General features: G+C 70.2%; 14 protein-coding genes. 10 read left to right on the forward strand and 4 right to left on the reverse strand.

The features are described from left to right. Positions 1-23 precede the first annotated feature (23 nt). Positions 24-329: an antibiotic biosynthesis monooxygenase gene (locus AB0M63_RS42115; RefSeq protein ID WP_366023121.1), complete on the reverse strand. Its 306-nt coding sequence runs from the start codon at positions 327-329 to the stop codon at positions 24-26. Between the two features lie 253 nt (positions 330-582). Here AB0M63_RS42115 and AB0M63_RS42120 point away from each other — a divergent pair, with 253 nt between their 5' ends. From AB0M63_RS42120 to AB0M63_RS42140, 5 genes are all read left to right on the forward strand, one after another. Next, entirely contained in the window at positions 583-1,557 is a 975-nt protein-coding gene (locus tag AB0M63_RS42120) for a fumarylacetoacetate hydrolase family protein (RefSeq protein ID WP_366023122.1), read from the forward strand. Then, the gene (locus tag AB0M63_RS42125; protein WP_366023123.1) at positions 1,554-2,489 is read left to right on the forward strand and encodes a VOC family protein; all 936 of its coding nucleotides are present in this window, start codon (positions 1,554-1,556) and stop codon (positions 2,487-2,489) included. Before AB0M63_RS42120 ends, AB0M63_RS42125 begins: the two co-directional genes overlap by 4 nt. 42 nt (positions 2,490-2,531) lie before the next feature. Continuing rightward, positions 2,532-3,833, forward strand: coding sequence for a histidinol dehydrogenase (hisD, locus tag AB0M63_RS42130; RefSeq protein WP_366023124.1), 1,302 nt, complete (start codon positions 2,532-2,534; stop codon positions 3,831-3,833). Then, positions 3,830-4,600, forward strand: a complete 771-nt coding sequence (locus tag AB0M63_RS42135) for an SDR family NAD(P)-dependent oxidoreductase (protein ID WP_366023125.1) — start codon at positions 3,830-3,832, stop codon at positions 4,598-4,600. The genes hisD and AB0M63_RS42135 overlap by 4 nt, the downstream gene beginning before the upstream one ends. Positions 4,601-4,898: 298 nt before the next feature. Further along, positions 4,899-6,809, forward strand: a complete 1,911-nt coding sequence (locus AB0M63_RS42140; RefSeq protein ID WP_366023126.1) for a hypothetical protein — start codon at positions 4,899-4,901, stop codon at positions 6,807-6,809. A 38-nt stretch (positions 6,810-6,847) separates the two neighbouring features. On the opposite strand, the gene AB0M63_RS42145 is transcribed toward AB0M63_RS42140, so the two are convergent. Next, complete coding sequence (locus AB0M63_RS42145; protein WP_355902814.1) at positions 6,848-7,246, reverse strand: nuclear transport factor 2 family protein; 399 nt, start codon at positions 7,244-7,246, stop codon at positions 6,848-6,850. Between the two features lie 70 nt (positions 7,247-7,316). Between AB0M63_RS42145 and AB0M63_RS42150 the strand changes: the two genes are divergently transcribed. From AB0M63_RS42150 to cynS, 3 genes are all read left to right on the forward strand, one after another. Further along, positions 7,317-7,880: a PadR family transcriptional regulator gene (locus AB0M63_RS42150; protein ID WP_366023127.1), complete on the forward strand. Its 564-nt coding sequence runs from the start codon at positions 7,317-7,319 to the stop codon at positions 7,878-7,880. A gap of 5 nt (positions 7,881-7,885) precedes the next feature. Then, positions 7,886-8,611 carry a class I SAM-dependent methyltransferase gene (locus AB0M63_RS42155; RefSeq protein WP_366023128.1) on the forward strand — a complete coding sequence of 242 codons (726 nt, stop codon included), beginning with the start codon at positions 7,886-7,888 and terminating at the stop codon, positions 8,609-8,611. Positions 8,612-8,692: 81 nt separating this feature from the next. Further along, positions 8,693-9,139: a cyanase gene (gene cynS, locus AB0M63_RS42160; protein ID WP_366023129.1), complete on the forward strand. Its 447-nt coding sequence runs from the start codon at positions 8,693-8,695 to the stop codon at positions 9,137-9,139. Between the two features lie 22 nt (positions 9,140-9,161). Here the strand turns inward: cynS and AB0M63_RS42165 are convergent, their stop codons facing one another. Both AB0M63_RS42165 and AB0M63_RS42170 read right to left on the reverse strand, forming a co-directional pair. Further along, the gene (locus AB0M63_RS42165) at positions 9,162-10,313 is read right to left on the reverse strand and encodes a DUF6596 domain-containing protein (protein WP_366023187.1); all 1,152 of its coding nucleotides are present in this window, start codon (positions 10,311-10,313) and stop codon (positions 9,162-9,164) included. Continuing rightward, positions 10,310-10,729, reverse strand: a complete 420-nt coding sequence (locus AB0M63_RS42170; RefSeq protein WP_366023130.1) for a YciI family protein — start codon at positions 10,727-10,729, stop codon at positions 10,310-10,312. The genes AB0M63_RS42165 and AB0M63_RS42170 overlap by 4 nt, the downstream gene beginning before the upstream one ends. Before the next feature lie 258 nt (positions 10,730-10,987). Here AB0M63_RS42170 and AB0M63_RS42175 point away from each other — a divergent pair, with 258 nt between their 5' ends. After that, on the forward strand, positions 10,988-12,232 hold the full coding sequence (locus AB0M63_RS42175) for a glycosyltransferase (protein ID WP_366023131.1): 1,245 nt from the start codon (positions 10,988-10,990) through the stop codon (positions 12,230-12,232). A 90-nt stretch (positions 12,233-12,322) separates the two neighbouring features. Then, positions 12,323-14,497, forward strand: a complete 2,175-nt coding sequence (gene helR / locus AB0M63_RS42180; protein WP_366023132.1) for an RNA polymerase recycling motor ATPase HelR — start codon at positions 12,323-12,325, stop codon at positions 14,495-14,497. Positions 14,498-14,510 lie beyond the last annotated feature (13 nt).

A 14,510-nucleotide genomic window follows, 5' to 3' on the forward strand; every position in this document is an offset into this window, starting at 1 on the left:
AAGAAAGGTATGGGGGGCACCCGTCACCCTGAGAAGCGCGGTCCGAGCTCATGGAAGTGCTCGACGACCGGCGGTTCGGCGAAGAACGGTCCGACCAGGGCCCGCCAGCGCGTGAAGGCCTCGGACTCCCGGAAGCCGACCATGTGGGCCTCGACCGAGTCCCAGCCGACCAGCAGCAGGAAGGCCGCCGGCCGCTCCGCACCGCGCAGCAGCTCGGCCCAGCGGAACCCGTCGGCCTCTGCCAGCACCTCACGGGCCTTGCCGAACACCTCCGCGAACTCCCGCTCACGACCCGCCTCGACGGTCAGCTCGGCATGCTCGACTATCACGTTCTTCTCCTCGGGAAAGTGGGTGCTCCGAGCCTGCGTGGGCGGTCGATCCACGGTCAACGGATCGAGGCATCGGCAAGGGGGACGGCATGCATCCCGTACGGCGATGGAGCCGCCACGCGGCGGAGCCGCACACCGCTGCGGTGAGGGCCCGCGCGGCCGGTGATGGCAGGCATCGCGGATCGCCATTTCCGCCGGGTCCCCGGGCTCCCTAGCGTCGAGGGCGAGCCCCCACCCGTACGAGGAGAGCGCCGTGCCCGATCCACTGCCCACCCACGCCGGACCCTTCGCACTCGGCACGTTCGCCTCCGGTGCTTCCGGGGAGGCGGTCTTCCCGGGACTGGTCACCGGCGCCCGCGTGCGTGACCTCTCCGATCTCGTGCCGTCCGTCCGGGCACTCGTCGAGGACTGGGACGGCTGGCTGCCCCGGCTCGGTGACCTCGCCCGGTCCTCCGACGGCACCTGGCACGACCTGGCCGCGCTGCGCGTCCTGACGCCCGTCGAGCCCGGCCAGATCCTGCAGAGCGGCGCCAACTACCGCAAGCACGTGGTCGATCTGGTCGCCGCCGAGAAGGAGAGCGTGCACGGCGCCACTCCCGAAGAGGCCCGCGCCGACGCCGAGTTGATGATGGACGAACGCGCCCGCAACGGAGTGCCGTACGTCTTCCTCGGCTCCCCGCGCGCGATGAGCGGTCCCTTCGACGACATCGTGCTCCCCGCGCTCGGCGAACAGCACGACTGGGAACTCGAACTCGCCCTCGTCATAGGGAAGTCGGGCAAGAACATCCCGGCCGAGAAGGCGATGGAGCACGTCGCCGGATACACGATCTCGAACGACCTCACCACCCGCGACCGCCTCTACCGGCCCGACCTGAAGGCGATCGGGACCGACTGGTTCACGGCCAAGAACGCCGACACCTTCCTGCCCACCGGCCCCTTCCTCGTACCGGCGGCCTTCGTCGGTGACCCCGGCGACCTGCGGATCACCTTGCGCCACAACGGAGTTGTGCGGCAGGACGAGTCGACGAAGGACATGATCTTCGACATCCCGACGCTCATCGCCTACGTCTCCACGACCACCACCCTGCGCCCCGGCGACCTGCTGCTCACCGGCTCCCCGGCCGGCAACGGCGCGCACTGGGGCGTCTTCCTGAAGCCCGGTGACGTCGTCGAGTCGGAGATCACCGGCCTCGGCCACCAGCGAAACACCGTCAGGAGCGGACAGTGACCTTTCAGCCCATCACCCACTTGCGCCATGTCGACCTGGCCGTACCGGACTTCGCCCGGCAGCGCGCCTTCTACGGCACCACCTGGGGTCTGACCGAGGTCGCGAACGACAGCGGGGTCGCCTTCTTCGCCGCCGAGGGCAGCCCCGAGCAGTACGTCGTCCGCATCCGCGAGGACGAGCGGAAGCGGATGGACCTGATCGCCTTCGGGGCCGTGTCGCCGACCGCCGTGGACGAGCTGCATGTACGGCTCGGTCGCGCGGGCATCCAACTCCTGGGCGAGCCCGGCACGTTGGACACCCCGGGCGGAGGCTACGGTTTCCGTTTCTTCGATCCCGACGGGCGGGTCGTCGAGGTCTCCGCGGAGGTCGCCACCCGCATCCACCGCAGGATCGAGGAGCGGGAGGCGATCCCGGTCAGGCTCTCGCACTGTGTGGTCAACTCCCAGGACCCGGAAGGACTTCGGGACTTCTACGTCGAGCACCTCGGGTTCCGGCTCACCGACACCCTGTACTCGACGCACATGGGCGACCTCATGTACTTCCTGCGGTGCAGCCCGCTGCACCACTCCTTCGCCATCGCCCGCGGACCCCATGTCTCCCTGCACCACGCCTCGTTCGAGATGCGGGGCGTCGAGGAGTACATGCGCGGCACCGGGCGGGCGCTGCGCGCCGGGACGCGGCTGACGTGGGGCCCCGGCCGGCATCTCGCGGGCGACAACACCTTCTCGTACTTCCACGACCCGCACGGCAACACCGTCGAGTACACGACCGAACTCGCCGTCCTCGAAGAGGACGTGTGGCATCCGGGGCGCCATGACGTCGACGACCCGATCACCCAGGACCAGTGGGGCACCGCGGACCCGATGAGCGAGTCGGTCGCCAAGGAGCAGTTCAACGACCCCGACGTGCTGTTCGTGGCGCCACCTGTCTGATCGCCCCCCTCCTGATCAACCACCCGCAGAAAGGCCGCAGTTGTGGCAACGATCCTGAAGCATGCCGTGCCCGGGGCGGAGGTCGCCGCCTCCCTCGACCGGGTGCGCGAGACCGTGACCGGTGTCATCGCGGACATCCGTGAGCGCGGTGACGCCGCCGTGCGCGCCTACTCCGAGAAGTTCGACAGGTGGAGCCCCGACTCCTTCCGGCTGACCGACGAGGAGGTCGAGAAGATCGTCGCGTCGGTACCGCAGCAGGTCATCGACGACATCCGCTTCGTCCAGGACCAGGTGCGCGGCTTCGCCCGCCATCAGCTGGACTCCCTGCGGGAGTTCGAGGTGGAGACGCTTCCGGGTGTGCGCCTCGGTCAGAAGCACATCCCCGTGCAGGCGGCGGGCGCGTACATCCCGGGCGGGCGCTACCCGCTCACCGCCTCCGCCCACATGACCATCGTCACCGCCAAGGTCGCCGGCGTACCGCGCGTGGTCGCCTGTACGCCGCCCATCCACGGCGAGATCCCGGCCGCCACCGTCGCCGCCATGCATCTCGCGGGCGCTGACGAGATCTGGCTGCTCGGCGGAGTGCAGGCGGTGGCCGCCATGTCCGTCGGCACCGACTCGATGCGGCCCGTCAACCTGATCGCCGGGCCCGGCAACGCCTATGTCGCGGAGGCCAAACGGCAGCTCTTCGGCGAGGTCGGCATCGACCTGTTCGCCGGGCCGACCGAGATCCTCGTCCTCGCCGACGAGCAGGCCGACCCGTTCGTGTGCGCCGTCGACCTGCTCTCCCAGGCCGAGCACGGTCCCGACTCCCCGGCCGTCCTCATCACCACCTCCCGCGAGGTCGCCGAGAAGACCATCGCCGAGGTGGAACGCCTGCTGCCCACCATGCCCACCCGGGACTTCGCCGAGCCCGCCTGGCGCGACCACGGCCAGGTCCACGTCGTCGACACCCTCGACGAGCTGTACGCCCTCGCCGACGAGTTCGCCTTCGAACACGTCGAGGTGCTGACCGCCGAACCCCGCCTCGCGCTGGAGCGCATGACCCAGTACGGCGCCCTGTTCCTCGGCGAGGGCACCTGTGTGTCGTTCGGCGACAAGGTCATCGGCACAAACCATGTGCTGCCCACACGTGGTGCCGCGCGCTACACCGGCGGCCTGTGGGTGGGGAAGTACCTCAAGACGGTGACCTATCAGGAGGTGACCGACACCGACTCCCAGGCGCTGCTCGGTCGGCTGTGCGGGCGGGCGGCCCGAGTCGAGCTGTTCGAGGGGCATGCGCGCTCCGGTGACGTACGGGCGGCGAAGGCCGCGGGCGACGAGCTGCCCTGGAACACCCCATGACCCTGGACGGCCGCACGGCGATCGTCACGGGCGGCGGCGGACCACTGGGGCGCGCCTTCGCGCTGGCCCTCGCGGACGCCGGCGCCCGGGTGATCCTGGTCGGGCGCAACGAGGCGGCGCTCGCGGACGCGGCCGCATGTGTCGCCAAGGGCGGCGGGCAGGCCCGTACGGCCTCCTGTGACGTCTGCGACCCTGCGGCCGTCGGCGCCCTGGCCGCCGAACTCGCGGACGAGGAGGTGTCGTTGCTCGTCAACAACGCTGGAGTCGCGGGGCCTGTCCGCCCCCTCGTCGACATCGAGCCCGACGAGTGGGACGACGTGTTCGCCGCCAACGTCCGGGGCGTCTATCTGATGTGCCGGGCGTTCCTGCCGCCGATGATCGCGGCCGGACGGGGCGACATCGTCAACGTGGCCTCCGTCAGCGGCAAGCGTCCGCTGCTCAACCGCACCCCGTACACCGCCTCCAAGATGGCGCTGCTCGGCCTGACCCGGACCCTTGCCGGGGAGGTCGGACCACATGGGATCGCGGTCAACTCCCTTTCCCCGGGCCCGGTTCGGGGCCCGCGCATGGACCGCAACTTCCGGCTCACCGCCGAACTGACCGGCTGCACCGTCGCCGAGGCCGAACGCGACTTCGCGTCCCGGGCCGCCCTCGGCCGGCTCGTCGAGGACCACGAGGTCGCGCGGGCCCTGGTGGCGATGCTCGCGATGCCCGGCCTGTGCGGGGCCGACATCGACCTGTCGGCGGGGATGATCGCCCCGGCGTAGCGGACAAGTCGGGTACGAGAACGGTGAGGTGGACGGCCGACCGGCCGCCCGCCTCACCGTCGTGTCCGAGCCCGGCCACCCGCTATGGCGACTCTGTGTGACCGCCATGAAATGGTCGGCGTGATCCGAGGCATCGGACTCCCATATGTGTGTGCCACCCGCCTATTGCCTTGTTCGCATGGCTGCTTCACTCCCTCGTGCGCACCTTCGGTGCCTCCGCCGGGCCGTCCGCATCCCGCGTTCGACGGCCGGCCGGTCACACTGCGCGACGGCGCATCGATCCCTGGGAAGGCAAGCAATGACGCTGATCACCCGACGCTCGGTCCTGATCGCCGGTACCGCCACGGCCGGAGCCGTACTGGTGCCGGCGGCCTCCGCCACCGCCGCGCCTACGGCCGAGAAGGCTTCGGGCACGCGGATCTCGGTCGGATCCGGTGAGACGTACGAGGTCTCCGCGACGACCCGCGTGAGCGAGCTGTCCATCGCTTCCGGCGGGAAGATGGTCGTCCCGGACGGCTTCAGCCTTTCCCTGACCGTGGACGGCGTGGAGACCGGCCAACTGCTCACCGCCACCGGCGCCACGGCCACCCTGATCCAGGCCGGCACCTACCGGGGCGATGTCGTCCTGACCGTCGCGGCGGCCAACGAGGTGACGTACGAGACGCTCACCTTCCCCTTCCGGCAGGCGGTGTACGTGGACGGCGACGGCGTGGTCAAGGACAAGTCCGTCCTCGCGGCCGTCCTCGGCGGCAAGCTGACGGATGCTTACGCCCGGAACGTGTCGGTCACCTCGACCGGCGAGTGCTTCGACGGCGTGTACGTCCAGGACGCCACCTACACACTCGACCGGCCCGCCATCTCCCTTACCGGCAACGGCCGTTGCGACTTCGCGGGTTACGGCGCCGCGGTCGTCGGCGACGGCTCGGCCACCACGCTCGTCGTGGACGGCGCCCGGATCGACACCAAGGGAGTCGTCCGCACCGCCGTCATCTCCGACGACGGCGCCAACGTCATCGTCAAGGACTCCGTCCTGCGCACCCGCAACGGCGTACTGCCCGCCGACTACCAGGCCACCGTCGAGACGCCGTACATGGAGTCCGTGCCCTGGATGCTCGGCCTCGACGGCAACGTCCGCGCCACCAACCTGATCGGCAAGAACAGCAAGGCCACCTACCTCAACTCGACCATCTTCTCCGAGACTTGGGGTGCCCTGTCGGTGGAGGGCGGCAGCGGACTCAAACTGACCGCGATCAACAGCCACTTCGGGAACACGGGGGAGTACGGCTACGGCACCTACGCCATCGGCGACGCGACCGTGCGCGTGCTCGGCTCCCGGCTCGACGTCGGCAGCTACGCCACCATCATCGCGGGCCCGGCCGCGGTCGTGCACTACGGCGACAGCACCGGGGCAGCCGTCTCCGCGCTCAACACCGAGCTGGAACTCGGCCTGTCCGAGGCCGAATTGGTGTCGATCCCGGTGCGTGAGACCGTCGTGAACTCCGGCCACTTCGGCTACATGTTCTTCGGTACCGGCCAACTCACTCTCGACGGCGGCACGCAGATCAACTCCGAGCGGGCGACATTCCTCAACAAGGGCCAGCAGACCACGATCAGCGTCGACGGCTCCCAGGGCGCACGGCTCAACCCGCGCGACGGGATCATCCTCCAGATGATCGAGCTGGACGACCCGGGCCCGGTCAATGTGAACGGCAAGATGATGAACATCGGCGTCTACACCGAGCCCACCGGCGACCCGGCCAAGGACGCCACCTTCGACCCGACCGCCGTCCACACCACCGACGGAGCCGCCACCTTCAACTCCATCGCTCTCGAAGGCGACTTCTACAACGGCATGCGCACCGGCAAGAACATGGTCCTCACCTTCGAGAACTCCCACGTCGAGGGCGTCATCTCCGCGTCGAAGGCCGAGCACCGGGTGTCCAGCATCGACGCGTCGACCTTCTACGAGCTGGGCATCGTCACCAACACCGCGCGGGCCGCCGTCAACAACGGCGCGATCGTGCGGCTCGACAGCGGTTCGACGTGGACGGTCACCGGCACCTCGTACCTGACCCGGCTCGCCCTGGCCGCCGACGCGACCGTCAAGGCGCCCCGCGGCAAGAAGGTCACGCTGACGGTCGACGGGACGGTCACGGCCATCACGTCCGGCCAGACCTACACGGGAGCTCTGGTCCTGACCGTCGCATGAGGGTGGGGGCGGAGGCGGGGGGGGCTCACCTTCGGGCTTCACACGAGCCGCGCCTCCGCCTCCTTGGCGATCTGCTCGAACTGCGCCGCCATGGCCTCCTGGAGAGCCTGGGCGCCGGACAGGGGGCGGACCATGACCATCAGGTCGTCGATCAGGCCCTCCTCGTTGACGTGGATGAAGTCGCAGCCGGTCAGCTCACGGTCGCCGACCCGCGCGCTGAACACCAGCGCGTGGTCGGCGCCGTCGGGGTCGCCGATCTCCCGCAGGTACCGGAAGTCCTCGAAGACCCGCGCTACGGCGTGCAGGATCGCCGCGGTGATCGCCTTGCCGGGGTACGGCTTGAACACGACCGGGCTGGTGAAGACCACGTCCTCGGCCAGCAGCGCCTCGACGGCGTGCATGTCCTGCGCCTCGACCGCCTCACGGAACGCGCGCATCGGCTCACCTCATAGTCAATTAGTTGAGTAGGTGTGGATAAGACTAATTAACGGCTGTTAGCGTGTCCACATGTCCCTCAAGTACGCGGTCCTCGCGGCCCTCCTGGAAGGGGAGGCCTCCGGCTACGAGCTGGCCAAGGTGTTCGACGTGTCACTGGCGAACTTCTGGCCGGCGACACCGCAGCAGCTCTACCGCGAGCTGGAGCGCCTGGCGCAGGACGGGCTGATCGAGGCACGGGTCGTCCAGCAGGAACGCAGGCCGAACAAAAGGATGTTCACGCTCACCGAGGCCGGCCGCCGCGACCTCGACACCTTCGCCGCCGAGCCGCCGCGACGCCCCACCGCCATCCGGGACGAACTCCTCATCAAGATCCAGGCCATGGACGGGACGGACCCCGCCGCGACCCGCGAGCTGATCGAGGAGCGCCGGTCGTGGGCGCGCGGCAAGCTCGACCGCTACGAGCGGGTGCGCGACCGGCTCCTCGACGGCCGTGCCGAGGACGAGTACCTCCGGGACGCCGACCGGATCGGGCCGTACCTCACCCTGATGGCCGGGATCGCCTTCGAGGAGGATAACCTGCGCTGGTGCGACCGCGTTCTCGCGATCCTGAAGCAGCGGGTTGCCCTAGGCTGACCCGGATGTTCAGCCCCGAAGGTCCCAGTCTGCGCGAACTCGCCGTCCAGGCACTGTCGTCCGTCGAGCACGGCTACGACCTCCTCGCGCCCAAGTTCGACCACACTCCCTTCCGGACGCCTGCTCCGCTGCTCGACGCGGTCGCCGCCACGCTGCGCCGCATCGGCCCCTTCGACGACGGACTCGATCTGTGCTGCGGTACGGGCGCGGGCGCCGAGGTGCTGACGAAGGTGTGTCGGGAGAGTGTCACCGGCGTCGACTTCAGCGCGGGCATGCTCGCGGTCGCGCAGGGGCGGGTGAACAGTGCCGAACCGCGTGTCGCGTGGGTGCGCGGTGACGCCCGGGCCCTGCCGTTCGCGGCCGCCTTCGACCTGGTGGTCAGCTTCGGGGCGTTCGGCCACTTCCTGCCCGGCGAACTGCCGGGCCTGTTCGGCCAGGTCCACTCCGTGCTGCGGCCCGGCGGCAGCTTCGCGTTCCCTCTCATCGCACCGCCGCGCCCCACCACCCCCGCGTACTGGATGCTGTCCGGCTTCGACGCGGTGATGAAGATCCGCAACGCCGTCTGGCGACCGCCCTTCGTGATGTACTACCGGGACTTCCAACTCGGTTTCGTGCGACGAGAGTTGGAGAAGGCCGGCTTCGACGTCGATCTCTACGCCCTGCCCGAGTTCGGGGAGCGCGGCGACGGCAGCCCCCGGGTCCGGATGGTCGCGGCGCGACGGCGGCCGTAGTGGTGCCGTTGTCGCGGCATGGGTGATCTCCTACGCTGAGCGGCGTGTGGTCAAGCACGCTGTCCGGGAACGGAGTTGTGCATGCTCAGCAAGGGTGAAGCCGCCGAGGCCGTCCGGCAGGCCAAGGTGAAGACCGGTGTCACATGGGCCCAGTTGGCGGAGGCGGTGGGCCGCCCGCTTGCCTGGACCACCGCGGCCCTGTTGGGTCAGCACCCGATGGACAAGGGCGAGGCGGCTACGGCCGCCGCCCTCCTCGAACTCGGTGAGGCCGCCGCCCTCGCCTTCCAACTCCAGCCGACCCGCGGCGCCTTGGACGCGGCGGTCCCAGTGGACCCCACGATCTACCGGCTCTACGAAGTCGTCCAGGTCTACGGCCCCACCATCAAGGAACTCATCCACGAGCAGTGCGGCGACGGCATCATGAGCGCCATCAACTTCCGCCTCGACGTCCGTCGCGTGCCCGACCCCGCCGGTGACCGCGTGGTCATCACCCTCGACGGCAAGTACCTCCCGTATCAGTGGGAGTGACGGAGAATTGCGAGGGTGCGGGTCAACGTGCCTGAGTCCGGCGGGAGTTGAGCCGGGCCGCCTGGCGGGTCAGATGGTCGCGTTCGGCGAGGTTCGGGGCCTTGTGCGCCGCCTCGGCGTACAGCCGTGCCGCTGTCGTCAGGTCGCCGTCGCGCTCATGCAGATAGGCCGCCACCGCCGTGTGGCGGGGCAGTGAGTCGTCCAGCGCGGCCAGTGCCGCCAGACCGGCGCGCGGTCCGTCGGCCTCGCCGACCGCCACCGCGCGGTTGAGGCGTACCACCGGGTTGTCGGTCAGACCGACGAGTTCGTCGTACCACTCGACGATCTGCACCCAGTCCGTCTCCTCGGCAGTGGGCGCGTCCGCGTGCAGCGCCGCGATGGCGGCCTGGGCCTGGAACTCGCCCAACCGGTCGCGGGCGAGGGCGACTTGGAGGATCGTGACGCCCTCGGCGATCAACGTGGTGTCCCACTGGCCGCGGTCCTGTTCGGCGAGCGGCACCAGGGTGCCGTCGGGTGTGGTCCGGGCGGCGCGCCGGGCGTGGTGGAGCAGCATGAGCGCGAGCAGCCCCGCGACCTCGGGGTGGTCGATCGCGCCCGCGACCTGCCGGGTGAGCCGGATGGCCTCGGCGGCGAGGTCGACGTCACCGGAGTAGCCCTCGTTGAAGACCAGATAGAGGACGCGCAGCACAGTGGCCACATCGCCGGGCTGGTCGAAGCGCACGCCGGAGACCGTGCGCTTGGCCCTGCTGATGCGCTGCGCCATGGTCGCCTCGGGCACCAGATAGGCCTGGGCGATCTGCCGGGTGGTGAGCCCGCCGACGGCGCGCAGCGTGAGCGCGACCGCCGACGACGGGGTCAACGAGGGGTGGGCGCACAGGAAATAGAGCTGGAGCGTGTCGTCCGTCGCGGACGCGGGCCCGGGAACCGGCTCCTCGTCGACCAGATCCTCCCGCCTGCGGCGTGCGGTGTCCGCTCGCGTCGCGTCGAGGAAGCGCCTCCAGGCCACCGTGACCAGCCAGCCCTTCGGGTCGCGCGGCGGATCCGCCGGCCAGACCCGGACCGCCTCCACCAACGCGTCCTGTACGGCGTCCTCGGCCGCCGCGAAGTCCGCTCCGCGACGGACGAGGATGCCGAGCACGCTCGGCGTGAGGCTTCTCAGCAGGACCTCGTTCACTTCAGGGTGCACTCCGTGACGGTGGGGTGCGCGCCGAGGAACGGGCGCAGCTCCAGCCACTCGTGGATCGGCCTGCCACCCGCTCCGGGAGCGGCCGACAGCTCACCGGCAAGCTCCACGGCGCGCTCGTAGCTGTCGACGTCGATCACCATCCAGCCGGCGATGACGTCCTTGGTCTCGGCGAACGGGCCGTCGGTGATCGGCGGGCGGCCCTCGCCGTCGTAGCGGACGAACGTCCCCTCGGGGGAGAGGGCCTTGCTGTCGACGAACTCGCCGGTCTTCTCCAGCCGGGCCGCGAAGTCGTTCATGTACTGCACGTGGGCCGTGATCTCCTCGGGGGTCCACTGCTCCATGGGGACGTCGTTCACGGCGGCGGGGGCGCCGCGGTAGTACTTCAGCAGCAGGTACTTGGCCATGGTCGTTCTCCTCGGTGCTGGTGCGACCCATTGTGGACGCGTTCACCTCGGGGACGGAGCCGGGCACGGGATCTCGACATCGTCGGTGGGTTTTTCCCGGCGAGTTTCGCGAGACCCGCGGGGAGGGCGGAAAGGGAGGAGTGCTCACTCCTCTTCCCTTCTTAACGTATAGCGCACCGGGGGGCTTGCGGCAAGGCCCCCGTCGTGCCGCAGAATGTCCGGCCTGAGGGCATGACCTGCGGAAACGGGAGTCGCGGAATGCGTGTGTTGTTGTCGACGTGGGGTTCGCGCGGGGATGTCGAACCGCTCGCGGGCCTCGCGGCGCGCCTGCTGGAACTCGGCGCGGAGGTACGGGTCTGCGCGCCGCCCGACGAGGAGTTCATCGAGCTGCTGGCCCGGATCGGGGTGCCGCTGGTGCCGCTCGGTCCGTCGGTGCGGTCGGTGGTCAATGCCGCGCGGCCGCCGAAGCCGGGGGCCGCGTTCCAGCTCGCGCCCGAGCTGGTCGCCGCCCGCTACAAGACGTTGATGGCCGCGGCCGAGGACTGTGACGTGCTGCTGGCGACCGGCCTGATGCCGGCCGGCGCCCGCTCGGTGGCCGAGAAACTGGGCATCCGCTACGTCTTCGCGTGCTTCCACACGGTCGGCCTGCCGTCGCGGCACCGCCGTCCACCGGCGCGGCCGGGCACGCCGTCCCCGCCGGAGGAGACCGACAACAAGGTGCTGTGGGCGCAGGACGCCGAGCGCGTGAACGCCCTGTACGGCGAGGCGGAGAACAGGCATCGGGCGGCGATCGGCCTGCCGCCGGTGGACAACGTCCGGGACCACGTCTTCACCGACCGGCCGTGGCTCGCGGCGGAACCGGCCCTCGTCCCGTGGCAGGACCTGACGGACCTCGACGTCGTGACGACCGGGCCGTGGATCCTGCCCGACGAGCGCCCGCTCCCGGACGACCTGGAGGCGTTCCTGAAGGCCGGCGAGCCGCCGGTGCACGTCGGCTTCGGGAGCATGGCCCTGAGCACCTCGCCGGACTTCGCCCGCACCGCCATCGAGGCGATCCGCGCGCAGGGCCGCCGAGTCCTCCTCGCCCGGGGCTGGGCGGACCTGGCCCCGATCGACGACCGGGACGACTGTTTCGTCGTGGGAGAGGTCAACCATCAGGCGCTCTTCGGGCGCGTCGCCGCCGTCGTGCACCACGGCGGCGCGGGCACCACGCAGACCGCCTCCCTGGCCGGCGTGCCGCAGGTGGTCGTACCGCAGATCGTGGACCAGCCATACTGGGCCGCAGGGGTGGCCGAACTGGGCATCGGCGTGGCACACGACGGGCCGACACCGACCTACGACTCCCTGTCGGCCGCACTCACCACCGTCCTGGTGCCTGAAATGGGGGCCCGGGCGAAGGCCGTGGCCGCCACGCTCCACACCGACGGGACGACGGCGGCCGCGAAGATGCTCCTCGACCCGGCCGGCGGAGAGCGGCCGTCCGTGCCGTCCGTGCCCGCGTGAACGAGCAGGAACACGAGAACCCGTACGCACCGGTCCACACGCCCTGCCGCCCGCACGGCCGGGAGCGGACCCCAGATCGGAATTGATGCCGTGAACCCCCTGACCACCAGCGCCTTCGACCTCCCCGACCGGCTCTCCGCCAAAGCCGACCCGACGCTGATCGCCGCCGACGAGCAGCACTTCGCGGCCATCGCGGAATGCCTCGACCAGTCGATCGCGGACCTGACCGAGCAGCTCGACGCCGAGCGCAGGGCGCCCGGAGGCATCGGCCGGGCGGCGATGGACCGGGACACGGAGATCCACCGGCTGACCACACGGCTGCGCACCCTACGGCGCTTCGGCCTGGACCTGTGTCTGGGCCACATGGTCGGCACCGACACATCCGAACCCGTGTACATCGGGCGGCTCGGTCTCACCGACAGCACGGGCCGCCGGCTGCTGCTCGACTGGCGCTCGCCAGCCGCCGAGCCGTTCTTCGGGGCCACCCACGCCAACCCGATGGGTCTGGCGAGCCGTCGCAGGTACCGATGGACCCGCGGGCGGATCAGTGACTACTGGGACGAGGTGTTCACGGCGGACGGGTTCGTCGGCCATGCCGCCCTCGACGACCAGTCCGCCTTCATCGCCAGCCTCGGCGGCGACCGGTCGGGCCGCATGCGCGATGTCCTCGGCACCATCCAGGCAGACCAGGACGCGATCATCCGCGCGGGATCACGCGGCGCCCTCGTCGTCGACGGCGGCCCGGGCACCGGCAAGACCGTCGTCGCCCTGCACCGCTCCGCCTACCTCCTCTACTCCGACCCGCGTCTCGGGCACCGCAGGGGCGGCGTGCTGTTCGTCGGTCCGCACCGGCCCTACCTGGACTACGTCGCCGACGTCCTGCCCAGCCTCGGCGAGGAGGGTGTGCAGACCTGCATCCTGCGGGACCTCGTCACCGAGGGAGCCGCCGCGGCCGTGGAGGCCGACCCCGAGGTGGCCCGTCTCAAATCGTCCGTGGAGCTGGTGCGGGCGATCGAGCCGGCCGTGCGGTTCTACGAGGAGCCGCCCACCAAGGGCATGAACGTCACCACGCACTGGTCCGACATCCGGCTGAGCGCCGAGGACTGGGCCGTGGCGTTCGAGGCGGCCGAACCGGGCACCCCGCACAACGAGGGACGCGAGCAGGTCTGGCAGGAACTGCTCACCATCCTCGTCGACAAGCACGAGGACACCACCAACGCCCAGGACGGCGCGGTCACACCCGCCCTGCTCCGCAAGTCGCTGCGCCAGAACCGCGAACTGCTCACCGCCTTCAACCGCGCGTGGCCGCTGCTCGAAGCGGCCGACCTCGTCGGAGACCTGTGGACGGTACCGGCCTATCTGCGCAAGTGCGCCCCCTCGCTGAGCCGCGACGAGGTCCAGCGCTTGCAGCGGGCGGACGCCCAGGCCTGGACGGTGTCCGACCTGCCGCTGCTCGACGCGGCGCGCCAGCGACTCGGCGATCCGGAAGCGGCACGGCGCAAACGCCGGCAGGAGGCCGCCGTCGCCGCCGAACACGCCCGCAGGACCGATGTCATCGACAGTCTGCTCCAGAACGTCGAGATCGACGAGAGCGAGGGCGCGATGGGCATGCTGCACGGGCAGGACCTGCGCGACGCCCTCATCGACGAAGCCGCCCAGCCCGGCATCGAACCCGACCTGCTCGCCGGTCCGTTCGCGCACATCGTGGTGGACGAGGCCCAGGAACTGACCGACGCGGAATGGCAGATGCTGCTCCAACGCTGCCCGTCCCGCAGCTTCACCATCGTCGGTGACCGCGCCCAGGCCCGGCACGGGTTCACCGAGTCGTGGCAGGAACGGCTGAAGCGGATCGGGCTCGACCGCATCAACCTGGCCTCCCTGACCGTGAATTACCGCACCCCGGAAGAGATCATGACGGAGGCCGAACCGGTCATCCGTGCCATGCTTCCGGACGCCAACGTGCCGACGTCCATCCGGAGCAGCGGTATCCCTGTCGTCCACGGAGCCGCTTCGGACCTGGAATCGGTGCTCGACACCTGGCTCGCCGCGCACGCCGACGGGATCGCCTGTGTCATCGGTGATCCGACGTTCCGGGCGACGCCCCGTGTCCGGTCGCTGACTCCCGAGCTGTCCAAGGGACTTGAGTTCGACCTGGTCGTCCTCGTCGACCCCGAGTCGTTCGGAGAGGGCATCGAAGGAGCGGTCGACCACTATGTGGCGATGACCCGGGCGACGCAGCAGCTCGTCGTTCTCACGAGCGCGTAACGCCGGTCGGCGC

It is taken from the genome of Streptomyces sp. NPDC051576 (genome assembly GCF_040681835.1).
Taxonomy (GTDB): domain Bacteria; phylum Actinomycetota; class Actinomycetes; order Streptomycetales; family Streptomycetaceae; genus Streptomyces.